Here is an 18,083-nt window from a genome sequence, read left to right on the forward strand (position 1 = left end):
TCTGTTCCAGCAGGGCTGTATTTTGGTGGATTATCGTGATTGATCCTCAGCATTCTGTCCCTAAATCTTCAACCATGACAAAATAATGAAGATGATAGCAAGATAGTGCAGGGATTTCCTGCACTTCCTCTTCCTATTAGGTGGTAAGCTTGAATTGTTAGCGTTTACATTTTAATTCAATTAAGGGGGAACTGTTGGAATGAAAGTGAGAAAACTGAAATTCATGTCCTTATTGCTTGTCCTTGCGATGGTTTTGGCAGCATGTAATTCAGATTCCAGTTCAGGAGATGAAAAAAAAGACAAGGATGCCAAACTTGATATCTTCAGCTGGTGGACTGGAGCTGGTGAAGAAGATGGCCTGAACGCGTTGATCGACCTTTTCAAAGAGAAACACCCTGATGTGAAAGTGGAAAATGCAGCAGTAGCAGGCGGGGCTGGCACAAATGCAAAAGCAGTGCTTGCGAGCCGTATGCAAGGGGATGATCCTCCAGCGACCTTCCAGGTCCATGGCGGAGCGGAGCTGAATGAAGGCTGGGTAGCCGCTGGAAAAATGGAACCGTTGAACGACCTATATGATGAAGAGGGCTGGAACGATAAGTTTCCGCAAGATTTGATCGATATGGTAAGTAAAGACGGGAATATCTACTCTGTTCCAGTGAATATCCACCGTGGAAATGTGCTCTGGTATAATACAAAAGTTTTTGAGGAAAATGGCATTGAGGTTCCGACGACATTTGATGAGTGGTTTGCAGCTGCTGACAAGCTGAAGGAAGCAGGGGTTACCCCACTAGCGCTTGGAGACAAAGAACCGTGGACGGCTACTCAGCTTTTTGAATCAACCTTATTAGGTGTACTCGGTCCAGATGACTATAATAAATTGTTCACCGGTGAACTGTCTTTTAAAGACGATAAAGTAAAAGAAGCAGCAGAAACATTCAAGAAGATGCTTTCTTATATCAACGAAGACCATAGCTCCCGTAACTGGCAGGATGCTTCCCAAATGGTTGCAAACGGCGAAGCGGCGATGAATGTAATGGGTGACTGGGCCAAAGGTTATTTTGTCAACGACCTGAACCTTAAAGTGAAAGAAGACTTCGGATGGACTGAAACACCTGAAACAGAAGGTGAATTCATGGTCATTACAGACACATTCGGACTTCCAAAAGGCGTTTCGAATCCTGATGATGTGAAAAAATTCTTATCTGTACTCGGTTCTGTTGAAGGTCAGGACGTTTTCAATCCGTTGAAAGGATCGATTCCTGCACGTACAGATTCGGATGTATCCAAATATGATGCATACGGACAAGAAACAATCGAGGATTTCAAACAAGCTTCTCTAGTACCAAGTCTTGCCCACGGATCTGCAGCTCCTGAAGGTTTCTTGACGAAAGTGAACCAGGCCGTAAACATTTTTGTTACACAACAAGATGTTGAACAGTTCACTGATTCGCTTGATCAAGCTTCAGGTGAATTAAAATAACATTGAAATCGGTAGGGGGAAGGAGGTTATTCTCTTCCCCTTTTTCTAAGGATAAGGAAGTATAAAAATTTTTGTTGCGGTGAAGTGCTCTCACGCCCACCCACTTGGATCACTTCAGTCCTCCTGCGGCGGCGGCAGCCTCCTCGCGTCGGACTTCCAGTGACCTTCGTGGCTGATCAGGGCGCTTGCGCTTTTCTTGAATTTAAGGGCTCCTTGGAAAAATCAATATCACCATTAATTCAGGATTTCATACAGAAGGAGGTTCAATCATGGATCCGGTTCGTTCATCAGTGAAACATACTCCCTCAGAATTGAAAGTTGCAACTAAGAGAACAAAAAAAGCCCTGACGAAAGATCATCTCATGGCGATCGGGTTTCTAACACCATCCTTGATTTTGATCGCTGTTTTCGTTTATGGATTCATTGGATGGACAGGTTATGTATCGTTAAGCAATTGGAATAGTCTCGTACCTGATTTTTCATTTGCCGGACTTCAAAATTACATCTATCTGTTCAAGGATTTCCGATTCCAGGCTGACTTGAGGAACACACTGTTTTTTACGATTCTATTCATCTTGACGGTCATCGTTATCGGTATCGTCCTGGCGATCTTGCTGGATCAGAAAATCAGACAAGAATCTTTATTCCGGAACATTTTCTTTTTTCCAATGGCGTTATCATTTGTCGTTACGGGTGTCGTCTGGCAATGGCTTCTGAATCCATCTACGGGCGTAAACCTTTTTTTAAGTAAAATCGGTCTGGATTCCAAATGGTACACGGATACGACCATTATTCCAGGGGTATCATGGGGGAAGATTGAATTCGGTATCCCCGTTGCCATCATTGCGATTGTCATCGCGGCTGTCTGGCAAATGACAGGATTTTCGGTGGCGATGTACCTTGCAGGGTTGCGGGGAATTCCGGAAGAAGTGAGAGAAGCTGCCCGTATAGACGGGGCATCAGAGTTCCAGGTATACTGGAAAGTCATTTTACCTTTACTTCGTCCGATCACAATCAGTGTGGTGATCATCATGGCCCATATCTCACTGAAGATTTTCGATTTGATTTATGCGATGACAGGTTCGGGGGCAAATTATGTAACAGACGTTCCCGGCGTTTATATGTATGAAACAACTTTTAGAGGAAATTATTACGCAAACGGGGCAGCAATTGCAATCATCATGTTATTGTCTGTAGCGATCTTTATCGTCCCGTATCTGATCTCAAGCAGAAAGGGTGAGTCCTGATGGTGATTCGTACAATTACGCGGCCCCTTTTATACCTGCTATTGATTGCATTCAGTCTGTTTTATTTGATGCCGGTTTATGTCATGTTGGTCACAAGCTTGAAGCCCCTTGACCAAATCACGTTGGCACAAATGTGGCAGCTCCCGACTTCCATTGATTTCAGCAGTTATTCTGTGGCATTTACAAAACTTGCCCCTAATCTGATGAATAGTTTATATCTTGTCATACCAGCGACGATCATTTCCGCTTTGCTGGGTGCTTTGAATGGCTATGTGCTTTCGAAATGGCAGTTTAAAGGCTCGAATACACTTTTTACAGCGATCTTATTCGGTATGTTCATTCCTTATCAAAGTATTCTGATTCCGTTGATTCAATTTTTAAGGGAGATCGGTCTTTATAACTCGATTGCAGGGTTGGTTTTTGTGCATGTCGTTTATGGACTTCCGATCACCACCTTGATGTTCCGGAACTTTTATGCAAGTATACCGGTTTCGATGATCGAATCGGCTAAAATCGATGGGGCAGGATTCATGAGGATCTTCATTCATATCATGATGCCATTGTCGATTACCGGGTTTGTCGTAGTAGGAATATGGCAGTTTACGAATATCTGGAACGAGTTCTTATTTGCAGTAACCATCACGACCTCTGATCAACAGCCGGTCATGGTGGCCTTGCAGAATCTATCAGGAAGCCAGATCGTCCAGTGGAATGTACAAATGGCAGGCGCCTTGCTGGCTGCATTGCCGACACTGCTCGTATACATCTTGCTCGGAAAGTTCTTCGTAAAAGGACTGCTCGCAGGCTCAGTGAAAGGGTAACTTCGACGTCGTAGGTGAGCACCTTTAGACTGTACCAGGCACCATTTCAGAAGCCTTGGGGGAGAAGAGGTTTGGATCGGTGCCAGGCACCATTTCAGAAGCCTTGCGCAGCAAGGGGTTTCGAATGGTGCCTGGTACCGATTTTTTAAGGGGGAGCGGCGTCAAAAAATATATCGGTGCGATTCTGAAATATATCGGTGCAGATTCAAAATATATCGGTGCGATTCTGAAATATATCGGTGCAAATCAAAAATATATCGGTGCAAATCCGAAATTTATCGGTGATTCCCCATAATAGGCAAGGAATCTTGATTAATGGCGTTCGAAGATTTCTTCAAGTATGAGGACGCATGATCCGAATGCTGAGGCATTTTCACCTAGTTTTGATAGGACGATCGGCGTTTCTTTCGCTTTTTTTGTCAACCCTCTTGAATGGAGGGTTTCTTTTATGCCATCCATCAAGAAATCCCCGGCCCTGGAGACCCCTCCACCAATGATGATTCTTTCAGGGTTCAAGGTATGGATGAGGTTGATCAGACCGATCCCCAAGTACCTTCCTGTCTGGTTCAATAGTTCAATGCTGAATTCGTCCCCTGCACAGGCTGCTTCGTATACCACTTTACCGTCCACTATTTCAAGATCGCTGTCCACGATATCAAGGATCCGGGAATATTTTCCTGTCTTCAATTCTTTGATGGCACGAGCTGCAATAGCTGGCCCGCCAGCAAGCGCTTGAAGGCACCCATAATTTCCACATGTGCATTTCGGACCTGATAAATCGATGGTCACATGCCCGATTTCTCCAGCAATATCACTGTCTCCATGAAAGAGTCGGCCGTTGATCATGATTCCAGCCCCGATGCCATGCCCAACATTCACCCCAACGATATGATCCTCGTTATTCCCATGCCCGAACCATGATTCTCCCAAAGTCATCGTACGCGCATCATTTTCAACTTTGATGAGCATGTCGAATTCCTTTTCCAGTTCTAATTTGATAGGGATATCGTAAAGCTGGAAGGATGGTGCAAAAAGGGAAATGCCCTTTTCGACATCGACGATCCCATGCATACCCACTCCGATACCAAGAAACTTTTGGCCATTTTTTTCTCGTTCGAGCAGGGTATGGATTCCCTTTTTCATGGTGTTGAGGATATCCTCTTTGGTCGGATGTTCCTTGATCCTCAAAACATTCGAATCTTTGAGGTCTCCAAAAAGGTTCGACACGACGAAGTTCATCTTATATCTCCCTACATCTATTCCGATGATATAAAACTGATCAGCATTGATCTCGAGCAAAGTCGGTTTTCTTCCTCCCTGGGAAGTCCCTTGTGTTGTCTCGATGACGAACTTACTCTCGATCAATTCCTTTACGATATTGCTGACCGTTGGTGGGGTGAGGCTCGTTTGCTTGGCAATTTCTGCTCTGGAAATCGGGCCTTTTTCCCGGATCATATTCAATATCGAACTACGGTTGATCGATTTCATCAGCTGGAAGGTCCCTCTAGTATATTTCAACGACATCGTTTTTCCTCCAAGAATTCTAATTTAAATAATCATATCATACTGATTTTGCATAACTTAAGTAAATTAATTAAAAAACGTACCTGTTAACCTTCCCAATATGGTTCTTCACTAAATCTAACGTAAAAATCCGAGCATTTTTTACAAAGACATGTAGAGAAATTTGTGATAGTATTAAGTAAATTAAATTAATTAATAAAGTTTTTCAGATCAGTTTAATTGATGATAGAAGCAGAGGTGGTCAGAATGGATGAATTGAAAAGATCCTTCATAGAACAATTCGGTGATCAGGGCGGTTTAACGTCATATTTCGCCCCAGCCCGTGTGAACCTTATCGGGGAACACACGGACTATAATGGAGGCCATGTCTTCCCGTGCGCCCTTACGTTAGGTACATATGCCACAGCAAGAAAAAGGGAGGACAGGACCATCCGATTGTATTCGATGAACTTTGAGGAATCAGGCATCATCGAAGTTCAACTCGATGATCTGCGTTTTATCGAAAACGACGATTGGGCGAACTATCCGAAAGGGGTAGCTGCTATTTTCCAACAGGCTGGTTATGAGATCGATTCAGGCTTTGATGTCGCGTTTTACGGAAATATCCCTAATGGATCAGGGTTATCATCATCAGCTTCGATAGAAATGCTCACAGCGGTCATACTTAAAGATCTTTTTCACTTGGAAATCGGCCAGATCGAAATGGTAAAACTTGCCCAAAAAGCTGAAAATGAATTCATCGGTGTCAATTGTGGCATCATGGATCAATTCTCGATCGGAATGGGGAAGAAAAACCATGCCATCCTGCTTGATTGTGACACGTTAGACTACCAGTATACACCGATCAATTTGAAAAATGAAAAGCTGATCCTGGCCAATACGAACAAACGCAGAGGATTGGCAAATTCCAAATACAACGAAAGAAGGCAGCAATGTGAAGCTGCTTTAAGCTCACTACAAGAGAAGCTCAATATCAAAACGCTTGGTGACCTGACAAGGGAAGAATTTGAAGCACACAAGCATCTGATACAAGATGAACTGATCCGAAAAAGAGCTAAACATGCCGTCTACGAGAATAATAGAACGATAGAGGCAGTTGAAAAATTGAATGCAGGCGATGTCAGAGGGTTCGGAAAGCTGATGAATGAATCTCACATCTCTCTGCGTGATGACTATGAAGTTACCGGAAAAGAATTGGATGTATTAGTGGAAGCTGCATGGAATGAAGGAGCGATTGGTTCGAGAATGACGGGTGCAGGATTTGGAGGCTGTACCGTAAGCATCGTGCCGGATGATCGAGTAGATTCTTTTATAGAAGCGGTTGGAAAAACGTACAAAGCTGAAACAGGTCTTGAAGCTGAATTTTATGTAGCCGATATCGGGGATCAAGCGAAAAAATTATAAGAGGAGGGAATAAGAATGGCAGTATTAGTATGTGGTGGTGCAGGATATATCGGAAGCCATGCAGTCGCTCAACTGTTGGATCGGAATCAAGAGGTGATTGTGATCGATAACCTGCAAAAAGGACATCGGCCAGCCATATTGGAAGGTGCCGCCTTTTATAGAGGTGATCTGCGGGATCAGTCTTTCTTAGATGGTGTGTTCAAAGAAAACGAGATTGATGCTGTGATCCACTTTGCTGCTGATTCATTAGTGGGAGAAAGTGTGAATGATCCGCTGAAGTATTATGACAACAATGTATCCGGGACCACCTGCCTATTGCGTACGATGGTGAAATACGGAGTGAAGAACATTGTGTTTTCCTCAACGGCAGCTGTCTATGGGGAGCCTGAACAGATTCCAATCTATGAGACGGATGCTACCGTACCTACAAACCCTTATGGCGAAACGAAATTGGCCATCGAGAAAATGCTGAAATGGGCCGAGCGAGCACATGGAATCCAGTACATCATCCTCCGTTACTTCAATGTAGCTGGTGCAGATTCCGAGGGAAGGTTAGGGGAAGATCATGACCCGGAAACCCATCTCATCCCGATCATCCTTCAGGTAGCCCTCGGTAAAAGGGAGAACATCCTTATTTTTGGAGATGACTACGAGACGGAAGACGGAACATGTGTCAGGGATTATATCCACGTGACAGATCTGGTGGGAGCGCATTTGCTCGCCATTGAAAAATTAAAAGGCGGCCATGCCAGTTCGATTTACAATCTCGGAAATGGAAAAGGATTTTCGGTCAAAGAAGTAATTGAAGCTGCAAGGAAGGTGACGGGGCATGAAATTCCTGCACAAGTTGTGGCAAGGAGGGCAGGAGACCCTGCCAAATTGGTTGCATCATCGGAAAAAGCCTATCGGGACCTCGGTTGGGAGCCGCAGTATGCGGATCTTGAGGGAATGCTCGGGACTGCCTGGAATTGGTTCAAAAGGAATCCGGACGGTTATAGCAACCAGAAAAAATCCTACGTATGATGGGGGGATATTGGCGTGAACATCTACAAAGAAATCGAACAGTTAATCCAATATGGGTTGCAAAAGAACATGATCTCTTTATGGGACGTCGATTATATACGAAATGCACTGTTGGAGGTTTTTGATCTTGGTGCAGCCGAGCCAGTGACCATAGAAGCAGAAAACCTTGAAACTCCGATCGATATTCTTAAAAAGATGCTTGATTATGCTGTAGAAAAGCGATTGATCCCGGATGATACAGTGACCCAAAGGGATTTGTTCGATACGAAGATCATGGGGAGGCTGGTGCCGCGGCCTGGAGAAGTCATCCGTAAATTTTATGACCTCTACAAGAGAGCAGGTCCGGAAGAGGCGACTGATTATTTTTATGAGCTTTCAAAATCCTCCCATTATATACGGACGGACAGAATCGCCAAAAATGTCAGTTGGTCCAGTGCGACCTCTTATGGGGATTTGGAAATCACCATCAACCTTTCGAAACCGGAGAAGGACCCGAAAGCGATTGCGGCTGCAAAAGAGAATGCTTCGGTTTCCTATCCGAAATGTCTGCTCTGTAAGGAGAACGTAGGCTATGCAGGGCGACTCGACCACCCCGCCCGCCAGAACCATCGGATCATCCCGATCGAGCTATCGGGTCAAAGGTGGTTTTTACAATATTCACCCTATGTCTATTATAATGAGCATGCGATCGTCTTTTCGGAAGACCACAGTCCTATGAAAATATCAAAAGAAGGGTTTGAGCGGTTGCTGCATTTCGTTAAGCAATTTCCTCATTACTTTGTTGGTTCCAATGCAGATTTACCGATCGTCGGGGGATCGATTTTAAGCCATGATCATTTTCAGGCAGGCCGGCATCCATTTCCGATGGAGAAAGCACCGATTGAGGAGTCCATGGATTTTGGGGATTATCCTGGTATCAAGGTCGGGAAGGTGAAATGGCCGATGTCCGTCATACGTCTGCAGGGTGAGGACAAAGAGGAAATCGCAGATCTTGCTGAAAAAATTCTTCATAGCTGGAAGGCTTATGATGATGATCGTTTAGATATTGTCTCAGAAACAGATGGCACACCACATAATACGATTACACCAATCGCCCGTGTAAGGGAAGGGTTGTTCGAACTGGATCTGGTTCTACGGAATAATCAGACGAGTACAGCCCATCCGATGGGTATTTTCCATCCTCATGAGGAAGTGCATCATATCAAAAAGGAAAACATCGGTCTCATTGAAGTGATGGGCTTGGCCGTGCTTCCTGGTCGTTTAGTAGAAGAGATGGAGATCCTTGCCGGCTACATGCTGGAAAATGAGCTGGAAACGAAAGCGGTTAATGATGAACGAACAAGCAAACACGTCGATTGGGCAAAACAGATCATCGCTGCTCATCAACACTTGGACGAATACAACATCAAAGAAGTTTTAAAACAGGAAATCGGACGGACCTTTTCAAAAGTGTTGGAGCATGCCGGGGTCTTCAAACGTACGCCAGAGGGTCAGGAAGGATTCAGGCGATTCTTGAAAACAGTTGAGCATGGTAGGCAGGAGGAACTTAGATGATCAAGCATTCGACATTCAAGGGAATCGATTCGATCATTTTAGAAAATGACCAGGTCCGATGTACAATCCTTCCGGCTTACGGCGGGAAAATGACAAGCCTATTTGATAAACAGACAGGCTATGAGTGGCTGTATCAATCGAAGGGGGTACAATTGGAAATACCCCCTTATGGAGCTGATTATGCCGCTTTTGATTCCAGCGGCTTCGATGAAATTTTTCCTGGGATCGACCAGGGACCACATCCGAATGAGTTAAAGATGATCCCGGATCATGGGGAAGTATGGGCATTACCCTGGGATATAAAAGAACGCACATATGGCTTGGATCTCGAAGTAAAAAGCCCGGTATTTCCCTATCGCCTATTGAAACAAATCCATTTGAAACCTGATGGGATCGAACTGAACTATGAAGCTTTGAACGAATCTGATGAGGATTTTCCGTTCATCTGGACAGCTCATTCCCTATTGAATATGAATCAGGCGACAAGCATTGCCCTTCCAATGGACCTATGTGAAGTCATGACGGTAGAGCATGGATCTAAACATCTTGGGGAGTGGGGGACGATCCACCCTTACCCCTTGACGACTTCCAAAAGCACCAATCAACCGATCGATTTGTCCCGGTTTGTTCCTCTGGAAACCGATAGCATGGAAAAATTCTATTTTACCGACCGTTTGAAAGAAGGATGGTGCAAGGTCGTCCAGGAGGACATCAGCCGGACGCTTACCTACCGCTACCCTCCAGAAAAGGTCCCATACCTGGGCATCTGGAAAACGGAAGGCGGCTACCGTGGAGAATATAACTTCGCCCTTGAGCCATGCACAGGGGTTTATGATGACGTTTATGTCGCCAATAAAATCGATAAAGTCTCAAAGATTCCAGCCAAAGGATCCTACACGTGGACGTTTACGATGGAGATAGGTGGTTTGTGATGAAACAAGGACCTTTCATTGATGATCGGTCCTATTTTTACACGTTAAGATAGTATAAAAGTTTTGGTTGCGATGAAGTGAAGTCCAGCTCCAACGCCCAACCACTTGTATCACCTTAATCCTCCTGCGGCTGTCGACACATTGATTTAAATCGAAGCGTTTACCTACGTAGAACCGAATTTTGTTTGGTTCAAGCCTCCTCGTCGGACTTCCAGTGACCTTCGTGGTTAACCAGGGCATTTGCGCTTTTCTTGTGATTTACAATGTTAAAAATGACTGAATAGACCAAGAAAATAGAATCCAAGCGTCTAAAATATATGTTGAACGGGATAAGGGGCTATCGCGGAAAACATTATCCCGACAACTGAAGGGAAAAATCTTACAACTTTGAAATTATCCTGACAACTCGGAAATTATCTCAACAACTTTACATTTATCCTAACAACTCAAAAAACAAGGAGAAATGAGGAATAATTTCCAGTGGTCTTCGTGGCTGATTAGGGCATTTACGCTTTTCTTGATGTCGAAAAAGGAAAGAGGACTATAGTCGTTCTCCCACCGATTTATGTCAGCTTTTTGTTGTAAAACGATTGTCGTTTTACTCAATAGATGCGATTTGAATGAGAGTTTTGGAACATTTTCAGTCCGCCTGGGAATAAGGGGTAGCGAAGCGGGGCAAAGTAGATGGATCGTATTAACAGAAAATTATTTAATCATAAAAAAGTTTATCCTAAAAGGAAAGCCGCATTATCCCGATGGAATGCGGCTGTTTCAGGAAATAGTTTTTGGGATGTTCACACTGACCAGAAGACAATATTTTCCTTAGTTGATGGGCATGGGATAATATACCCTTCACAATGTCTCCGTATTCTCTTTTTGAAACCAGGTTTCTAGCAGCTCCAGCTCTCTTTCTTGTGAGATCCCTGCTTTTCGTTCTGTATCCTGTCTTGATTTCTCCCATTGATACACATCATGCACAGTATCTTCAAAAGGTCTTAAGGAAAGGCCAGCGTTAACGGCTTTTTCTATACTGATGAAAAAGGATCCTTTCCATGGTTCTGTTTCTCCGTCTAACGGGAAGTTTTCAGGAACCCATAGTGGCATTTCCGTCCATGGCTGTACTTTGTTCTCCATTAAAAACTGTTCTTCTACCCAAACAAATTCGGCATCGCTTTTCGTAACTGCCCTACAGGTATTCAATAGCTCTTCGATAGTCAGTTTGTATTTCGGACCTGTTACATTGAATGTACCTGCCTTTCTCTTTTCCGCCATATTGAAAGCCCATTTTGCTATATCTTTTACGTCAATTAATTGTACTGGTCGCTCTGAACGTCCCGGTACCAAAACTTTTCCGCCTTGTGCTACACGGTGCAACCAGTACGGGAGCCGATCGGTATAGTCAAACGGTCCGACAAGTTGCCCAGCTCTTATATGCAAAACACGCCCTGGCCAATTCTTCTCAGCTTCTGCTTCACATAGTACTTTCAGTGGACCATAATACTCGTAAGGGGAGATCTTCCCCTCCTCAACGTCTTTCAATATTTCATCCGATGGCATGGATTGTAAATGATATCCTTCCGTAATATTGAAGGGGATCCAATCTTTATAAACTGAAATGCTTGAAATGAATGTATAATGTTCGATGTTATCCCCGAGTACAGCGGCGGTTTTTTTAATTTGATGAGGAGCAAATCCGCATGTATCCATTACAATATCCCATTTCCGGTTTTTCAGTAGTGATACATCACTGTCTCTATTACCGATTAGCTGCTCCACTTCAGGAAACGTTTCTTTATTGTTGCCACGGTTAAATAAAGTAACTTCATGACCTCTTTTCAATGCTTCCTCTACCAAAGCTCTCCCTAAAAAACGAGTACCTCCTAATATAAGAACCTTCATAGTGTTCCTCCATTCACTTTAGTAACCTATTAAAAATCCCTTTATTTTACTAACGGCTTCCCTTTGTAAAAAGATACGGGGGGATGAAAAATTTAATCTTTTTTATTAAAGGAAACATCCCGATATTTCAATAGTAAACAGAACTCCACTCCGGTTCTATTCTCTTTTCGTTCAACCATAAGGCCTTTAAATGAAAGAAGAGCGCAATCATTATTCTTGAATTGCGCCCAATAGCGGAAGATCTTTACACTTTTTAGAAGTACCTGTTCATTCATTTACAGATGGCTAAGAATATTGATAAGCTTCCCGAATGGATCCCTTACAAAAAATCGCCGAACCCCCCATGGCTCCTTAGCTGGTCCATACTCAATTGGAATCCCTGCTTCTTTTATGCGAGTTAGTGCATCATCGAGATCATCAACTTCAATTGACAGATCAGGCACAGGCGCCTGGGAGCCTCCTTGTGAGAGGAAGCTGATTTGAGTATTCATTTCCTCATCCGAGCCATAAGTTGCAATCCATCCCAGGTTCATCAGTTGATCAAGGCCGAGTACTTCCTCGTAGAAGTACTTTGCTTTGGTAATATTCGGCGTCTCAACATTGGCAACAATTCGTTTGACCTTCATATTTACCTCCTAAATGTTTAGATGTTTAACTACATTTCTCCTAACTCAACACTAATGTCATCATAATATCCAATGTCGTTTTTGAAAGTTAAGTGGTACGGCAATGAAGTTGTAATTGTCGCAAAAAATTTTCCCTCTAGTCGACTATGTTCAAATTGGGGCACAATAGAGGTTCAATTTACTGGGATATTCAACCGTTTCATTCTGTTATAGAGAGTGGCCCTGGTAATTCCTAGTGCGTCAGCCGTAACTTGTTTGTTACCAGACATTTTTCTAAGCGTATTTATTAAAATTTCTCTTTCACAATCCTCCAGTTGTTCTTTTAAACCTTGATCACTGTGAGGATTCACAAATCGTTTGTTCCGGTGTTCTTCTTCCAGGAACGGTAAGTCTTCTCTCTGGAGGACACCATCAACAGAAAATACAACCAATCTTTCGATCACGTTTCGAAGCTCACGGACGTTTCCAGGCCAAGTATGATTCAATAAATCCTTCATAATTTGTTGAGAGATGCCATGGATTGGCCGGTGATACTTTGTGGAGAATTCATATAAAAAGTAGTGCGTTAATTCAATAATGTCCTCGGTCCGGTCTTTTAGAGGAGGGATGACAAGGTTTACGACATTCAATCGATAGTATAGATCTTCCCTGAATTTCCCTTCCTTGATCCGTTTTTTCAAGTCCTGATTTGTCGCTGCAATGATGCAAATATCGGCTTGGAGTTCTTTGGTTCCACCTACTGCAAAATAAGATCTCTCTTGAATCACCCTAAGAAGTTTGACCTGCATATCAAGCGGTAATTCACCGATTTCATCTAAAAAGAGGGTTCCTCCTTTAGCCAGTTCAATCTTGCCTTTTTTCCCTTTTTGATCTGCTCCTGAAAATGCTCCTCTTTCATAACCGAACAACTCACTTTCGAATAAAGACGACGGAATGGCACCACAATTGATTGGAATGAAAGGGGAGGATGTTTTCTCTCTAAGATCATGTATTGCCTTTGCAAATAGTTCCTTACCGACACCGCTTTCTCCCTGGATTAAAACGGTCGCCTTAGTCGAAGCAAGACGCTTTGTTTTGTTGATTGTTTTCTTTAAAGATCTGCTGCTCCCTCTGATTTTTTCAAATGGATTGGTGGATAGATTCAATTCAGCAACTTGACGCTCAAGATGGTGGAGTTTGGCGGTTGTTTGGGACAACTCCTGGTTCAATTTAACTTGACTTGTTATATCGATTTCAGAAGCTACGGCACCAATCGTTTTATTACCGAGTTTAATAGGAGCGGTATTTATCAATACAAATCGATCGGGCCTAGCCAAGTGTTGGTGACGGTGAAGTGCTTTTCCCGTTTTTAAAGTCTCTAATAGTTCAAGCTTGTCCTTATCAAAAAAGTCAGTCATCGGTTTTCCAAGTATATTTTCTTTACTTATTGAAAAGATTTCTTCCGCTTTTTCAGTCCACACCCTGACGATCCCACTATTGTCCACAACTGAAACGGAGGCTTCCATCGTTTCCATAATGGCATCGTAATAGGCAAATAAGCATTGATAGGACAGGTGAAGGTTTCTGAAAAATGTCCCGCGATCAATATAACCGATAGGGCTTTTCTTTTGATCCATTACTAATACAAAGGCATGGTCGATCAAAATTTCAACCAATTCCTCAGTCCTGCAATCCGACGTTATCCAGATGCTTTTCTGTGGACTATTTTGATCGTATTGGAAGAAGAGCTGTTCATTATCAAAGAAAAAAGTTAATGGTTCATTCACATTTGCTTGTTTAGTCGTTTTGTCTTGAAACGTAAAATCTTTCTTCAGCAGCCCTTTTACCTGTGGCAGTTTAAAAGGCATCCTTCCACCTCCCCGAATGTAATGCCAAGAAATTATCATTTTATTTGTGATTACAACTAAGTGCTTATTTACTCTAAAAGCCAGAATTCGATCCGATAACGACAGTAGCGTCCAGTTCCTCGTCTCTAGCCACTTTCGTGATAAGCCCAGCACTAGTAAAGATTTCAATGGTCTGGGGTGCCTGCATTTCGCTCGTCTCTATCAAAAGATTTCCTCCTGGTGCTAGCCAGAGAAATGCTTCTTCTGCTACTCTTTGCTGGATGTCAAGTCCATCCTCTCCTCCGTCAAGTGCCACCTTCGGTTCATGTAGGCGAGCCTCCTGGGGGAGATGCTTGATTGCCTCGGTAGGAACATAAGGTACGTTCGCAACTAGGATGTTCACACGGCCTTTAAGTGAGTGGGGTAGGGCTTTATACAAGTCACCTTCAAAAACATGGCCACCGAAATCCGTTACGTTGCGGCCAGCGCACCGTACTGCGACAGAGTCAATGTCAACAGAATACAATTCGACTCGTCCCAAAGCTGCCGCCAGTGCTACACCTACAGCACCTGACCCGCAACATAGGTCAACGACGGTATCACCATAACATAACAGAGCTTCTGCCTGTTGAACAAGAAACTCGGTACGTTGGCGAGGCACGAAAACGCCCCGATCCACTTCTATCCGCAAACCACAGAACTCTGCAAATCCAACAACATATTCAAGAGGTAACCCATTGGCTCGCATTTCCACCATTTTCTTAAGGTCCTCTGGAGTTCGTGCCTCTGAGATAAGTAATCGGGTCTCATCTTCTGCGAAAACACAACCAGCACTCCGAAGCTTTTTAATTATAAATTCTTCCGTTTTATTGTCCAAAAAGATTTTTCCTATTTATCTCACCACTTTGATAAGTTTATTTATAGCCCTGTATTCGTTAAAAATAGGAGATATCCTTCTTCAACAAAATAGCCCTAACCTTATTCTGTTCAGTTTTATATAAGCGCCCTCATTCTCTTCAACTATAGCGCCCTATTCTTGAATAATCAAAGAGCTTCTGTTAACGAGTATTTTGTTCAATAATGAACTTTTCTTGTAACTCAACAAAACGGCTTAGAATCTAATTCCAATCACTCACAGTCCCCAAATCTTTTATACGTTCTATGGATATGCCCAGATTACAAAATTGCCCAGGGTAAATGAATTCTTATCCATGCTTTAGACATAGTCCTCAATCTACGAATCGTATAAACTAGAGGATAAATGTAATAGAAAATAGGTGAAGCAAGTGATGGAGTTGGATAGATTATATAAGACATATCAACCGTTTCTTTTTTCCGTTGCGTACCGGATGCTTGGATCAGTTACCGACGCAGAAGATATCGTTCATGATTTATTCCTGCAGCTTAAGCTTGACACTGATCAAATTAAGGACTTGAAGGCATATCTTGCCAAAGTGACGACGAATCGATGTCTAAACTTTTTAAAATCCGCCCGTAAGAGAAGAGAAATTTACACAGGGCCATGGTTGCCTGAACCTCGGGTACACCAAACCGGGCAGCCTTTAGATAAGGTTGTAACAGACGAAACAGTTTCTTATGCCTTTCTCGTTTTGCTGGATCAACTGTCACCTGTCGAAAGAGCAGTATTCGTTCTTAGAGAAGCATTTGCTTATGACTATGGGGATATTGCCGGGATACTGGAAAAGACTGAAGTGAATTGCAGAAAAATCTACAGCCGTGCTAAGCGGAAATTAAAGAATGATTTGCCTGTCCATCCGGAGAATACTGAACGTGTTGATCTCCTAGTAAGAACATTCATAAAAGCATCGATGACCGGAAATTTTGAGGAATTTATTGATATTCTTACAGAAGATGTTGTACTTGTTACTGACGGCGGAGGAAAAGTGATTTCTGCATTAAATCCAATTGTAAACAAACAGCGGGTATCTGCCTTTCTTAAAGGAATTTCCGGTAAAGGAAGTTTCATAGGAGGACTTCTTCCGGTGATGGTCAATGGTCAAAAAGGAATCTTACAAGTAAAAGAGGGGCATCCAATCAAAGTCATCTGCTTTGAATTAGATTCAAAACAAAAAAATATCCGGAGAATCTTTATTGTTTCAAATCCGGATAAATTAAATCACATTCCTGTTCCTTAATAAGGATAGACCGAGAGCTTAGTGCGAGCTCTCTATATTTATGTCACAAATCAATCCTCTGTTTTGTCTTATAAGTGAAATCCTAAAACGGTTAAATGGAGGAGATAGACACATGGAGCAACGTATTAACTACATGGAGACAAATCGGGAAGTTGTTAAATTAATGAGTCAATTGGAGGAGTACAAGAAAACTACGGAAATTGATAACAAATTAATCGAATTAATTAAAATTCGTGCGTCTCAAATCAATGGCTGTGCGTACTGCTTGGATATGCACACAAAGGATGCCCGGGCAAATGGTGAAACCGAACAAAGAATTTACTGTTTGAATGCTTGGCGTGAGTCACCATTCTATCTTGAGGCGGAAAGGGCTGCGCTAGAATTAACAGAAGCAGTCACAACCATTTCGGCAAACGGTGTACCAGATGATCTGTATGAGCGGGTCAGCCTTCATTTTGATGAAAAACAATATATCGATCTCGTTACCATAATTATCACGATCAACGGCTGGAACCGATTGGCCATTTCATCCAAAAGCATACCCGGACACTACAAGCCTGTAACAGAAAAATAATTTTTGGCAACATAAAACCCCTTGTATTCAGAATGGATACGAGGGATTTTTTACTTAGCTTTTTATTCCACAAAATGGCCCGTTCATTGAAGAATATAAAACTTCCTTTATTGCTAATTTGTACTTACCCTAAAGTAGCCATATTTTCAACATGTCTCTATTATAGTTTTATTTGGGATCTAAGTTATGACACCTTTATACCTTGATAATTCCGTACGTTAAAAAAGTGTGTCAATCTTATTTAGTTTAGTGTTAATTACGGCGTGTTCCAATGAAGCGGATAAGTCAGATTCATCAAATGCTATTGAGGAAGCAAAGAAAAATGGTGACGTTGTCGTTTTGTATAAAGCCAATACATTTAAGGAAATTTTCAATGATGATAATGTTGAAATGTTTAATATTGATCAACTTTTGGAGCTGATTTCACATGTTGAGAATAAAATAAAGTCGTCCGAAGTTACTATTTCTATTTTTAATCAAAATGGGTAAAAGACGACGAATACATTATTCTTTGATGGAGAATTTATGAAATTTGAGAACAACTATGGAGGATATCCGCGAGCACCAAAAGGCACCTTTAAATGTAAGTTCACTTCTTTAAGAGGTGGAGATATTTACTTGCAAATGTGTACAAGTGGTGAGGGGAAAGAAGTGTCAACGATGCTCGGATTAATTGGAAGTGAAGAGGCTTTTAAAAAGGCAAAACAATCTGCATCTAAAAAAATAATTGATATTTTTACAGTTGACAGGGGGATGACCATGTTGAGTTATCGGTATGATAAGTACCTGGGCTTTTTACTCCTAAAGTTGTTTAAGTTTAATACTTCCAACACGCACACCCCCGTCCTGTTTTGGATGGGGGTAAAATCAATTTATTAAATTTTTTAATAAGGATACCTTAGCAATACAGTCATTTAAAAATATTGACTTATATTAGCTGGTATAATGGAATAACTAATTAACTTCTAATACAATAGGGCGCTTTAGTGGAATAAGATAATTATTTGTAGACTGATT

Annotated in this window: 16 protein-coding genes; 11 read left to right on the forward strand and 5 right to left on the reverse strand. The window is 42.3% G+C overall.

Going from position 1 to position 18,083, the window contains the following annotated elements:
• The first annotated feature begins 199 nt into the window (after positions 1–199).
• From L1611_RS09720 to L1611_RS09735, 4 genes are all read left to right on the forward strand, one after another.
• Positions 200–1,480, forward strand: a complete 1,281-nt coding sequence (locus tag L1611_RS09720; protein WP_236312903.1) for an ABC transporter substrate-binding protein — start codon at positions 200–202, stop codon at positions 1,478–1,480.
• Between the two features lie 362 nt (positions 1,481–1,842).
• Positions 1,843–2,727 (forward strand): carbohydrate ABC transporter permease, encoded by an 885-nt coding sequence (locus tag L1611_RS09725; protein WP_225067967.1) that lies wholly within the window; start codon positions 1,843–1,845, stop codon positions 2,725–2,727.
• Positions 2,727–3,548 (forward strand): carbohydrate ABC transporter permease, encoded by an 822-nt coding sequence (locus L1611_RS09730; protein WP_236312904.1) that lies wholly within the window; start codon positions 2,727–2,729, stop codon positions 3,546–3,548. Before L1611_RS09725 ends, L1611_RS09730 begins: the two co-directional genes overlap by 1 nt.
• Positions 3,549–3,627: 79 nt before the next feature.
• Positions 3,628–3,843, forward strand: coding sequence for a hypothetical protein (locus L1611_RS09735; RefSeq protein WP_236312905.1), 216 nt, complete (start codon positions 3,628–3,630; stop codon positions 3,841–3,843).
• A gap of 17 nt (positions 3,844–3,860) precedes the next feature.
• Here L1611_RS09735 and L1611_RS09740 read toward each other — a convergent pair whose 3' ends face one another.
• A complete protein-coding gene (locus L1611_RS09740; protein WP_236312906.1) occupies positions 3,861–5,072 on the reverse strand; it encodes an ROK family transcriptional regulator in 1,212 nt (403 codons plus the stop codon).
• Between the two features lie 246 nt (positions 5,073–5,318).
• Between L1611_RS09740 and L1611_RS09745 the strand changes: the two genes are divergently transcribed.
• The 4 genes from L1611_RS09745 to L1611_RS09760 are packed head-to-tail and all read left to right on the forward strand — an operon-like array spanning position 5,319 to position 9,985.
• Positions 5,319–6,476 carry a galactokinase gene (locus L1611_RS09745; RefSeq protein WP_236312907.1) on the forward strand — a complete coding sequence of 386 codons (1,158 nt, stop codon included), beginning with the start codon at positions 5,319–5,321 and terminating at the stop codon, positions 6,474–6,476.
• 15 nt (positions 6,477–6,491) lie between these two features.
• On the forward strand, positions 6,492–7,499 hold the full coding sequence (galE, locus tag L1611_RS09750; protein WP_236312908.1) for a UDP-glucose 4-epimerase GalE: 1,008 nt from the start codon (positions 6,492–6,494) through the stop codon (positions 7,497–7,499).
• Between the two features lie 15 nt (positions 7,500–7,514).
• Positions 7,515–9,053, forward strand: coding sequence for a UDP-glucose--hexose-1-phosphate uridylyltransferase (gene galT / locus L1611_RS09755; protein ID WP_236312909.1), 1,539 nt, complete (start codon positions 7,515–7,517; stop codon positions 9,051–9,053).
• Positions 9,050–9,985, forward strand: coding sequence for a DUF5107 domain-containing protein (locus tag L1611_RS09760; protein ID WP_236312910.1), 936 nt, complete (start codon positions 9,050–9,052; stop codon positions 9,983–9,985). Before galT ends, L1611_RS09760 begins: the two co-directional genes overlap by 4 nt.
• Positions 9,986–10,837: 852 nt before the next feature.
• Here the strand turns inward: L1611_RS09760 and L1611_RS09765 are convergent.
• The 4 genes from L1611_RS09765 to L1611_RS09780 form a co-directional block, all read right to left on the reverse strand.
• On the reverse strand, positions 10,838–11,884 hold the full coding sequence (locus L1611_RS09765; protein WP_236312911.1) for an SDR family oxidoreductase: 1,047 nt from the start codon (positions 11,882–11,884) through the stop codon (positions 10,838–10,840).
• Between the two features lie 275 nt (positions 11,885–12,159).
• Positions 12,160–12,510 carry a VOC family protein gene (locus L1611_RS09770; RefSeq protein ID WP_236312912.1) on the reverse strand — a complete coding sequence of 117 codons (351 nt, stop codon included), beginning with the start codon at positions 12,508–12,510 and terminating at the stop codon, positions 12,160–12,162.
• Between the two features lie 173 nt (positions 12,511–12,683).
• The gene (locus tag L1611_RS09775) at positions 12,684–14,357 is read right to left on the reverse strand and encodes a sigma-54 interaction domain-containing protein (RefSeq protein WP_236312913.1); all 1,674 of its coding nucleotides are present in this window, start codon (positions 14,355–14,357) and stop codon (positions 12,684–12,686) included.
• 73 nt (positions 14,358–14,430) lie between these two features.
• Positions 14,431–15,213 (reverse strand): putative protein N(5)-glutamine methyltransferase, encoded by a 783-nt coding sequence (locus L1611_RS09780; protein WP_236312914.1) that lies wholly within the window; start codon positions 15,211–15,213, stop codon positions 14,431–14,433.
• A 412-nt stretch (positions 15,214–15,625) separates the two neighbouring features.
• Here L1611_RS09780 and L1611_RS09785 point away from each other — a divergent pair, with 412 nt between their 5' ends.
• The 3 genes from L1611_RS09785 (at position 15,626) to L1611_RS09795 (ending at position 17,945) form a co-directional block, all read left to right on the forward strand.
• On the forward strand, positions 15,626–16,492 hold the full coding sequence (locus L1611_RS09785) for an RNA polymerase sigma-70 factor (RefSeq protein WP_236312915.1): 867 nt from the start codon (positions 15,626–15,628) through the stop codon (positions 16,490–16,492).
• Between the two features lie 112 nt (positions 16,493–16,604).
• The gene (locus L1611_RS09790; protein ID WP_236312916.1) at positions 16,605–17,066 is read left to right on the forward strand and encodes a carboxymuconolactone decarboxylase family protein; all 462 of its coding nucleotides are present in this window, start codon (positions 16,605–16,607) and stop codon (positions 17,064–17,066) included.
• Between the two features lie 525 nt (positions 17,067–17,591).
• On the forward strand, positions 17,592–17,945 hold the full coding sequence (locus tag L1611_RS09795) for a hypothetical protein (protein WP_236312917.1): 354 nt from the start codon (positions 17,592–17,594) through the stop codon (positions 17,943–17,945).
• Positions 17,946–18,083 lie beyond the last annotated feature (138 nt).

The organism is Pseudalkalibacillus salsuginis, assembly GCF_021646685.1.
In the GTDB taxonomy this organism is placed as follows: Bacteria; Bacillota; Bacilli; order Bacillales; family Fictibacillaceae; genus Pseudalkalibacillus; species Pseudalkalibacillus salsuginis.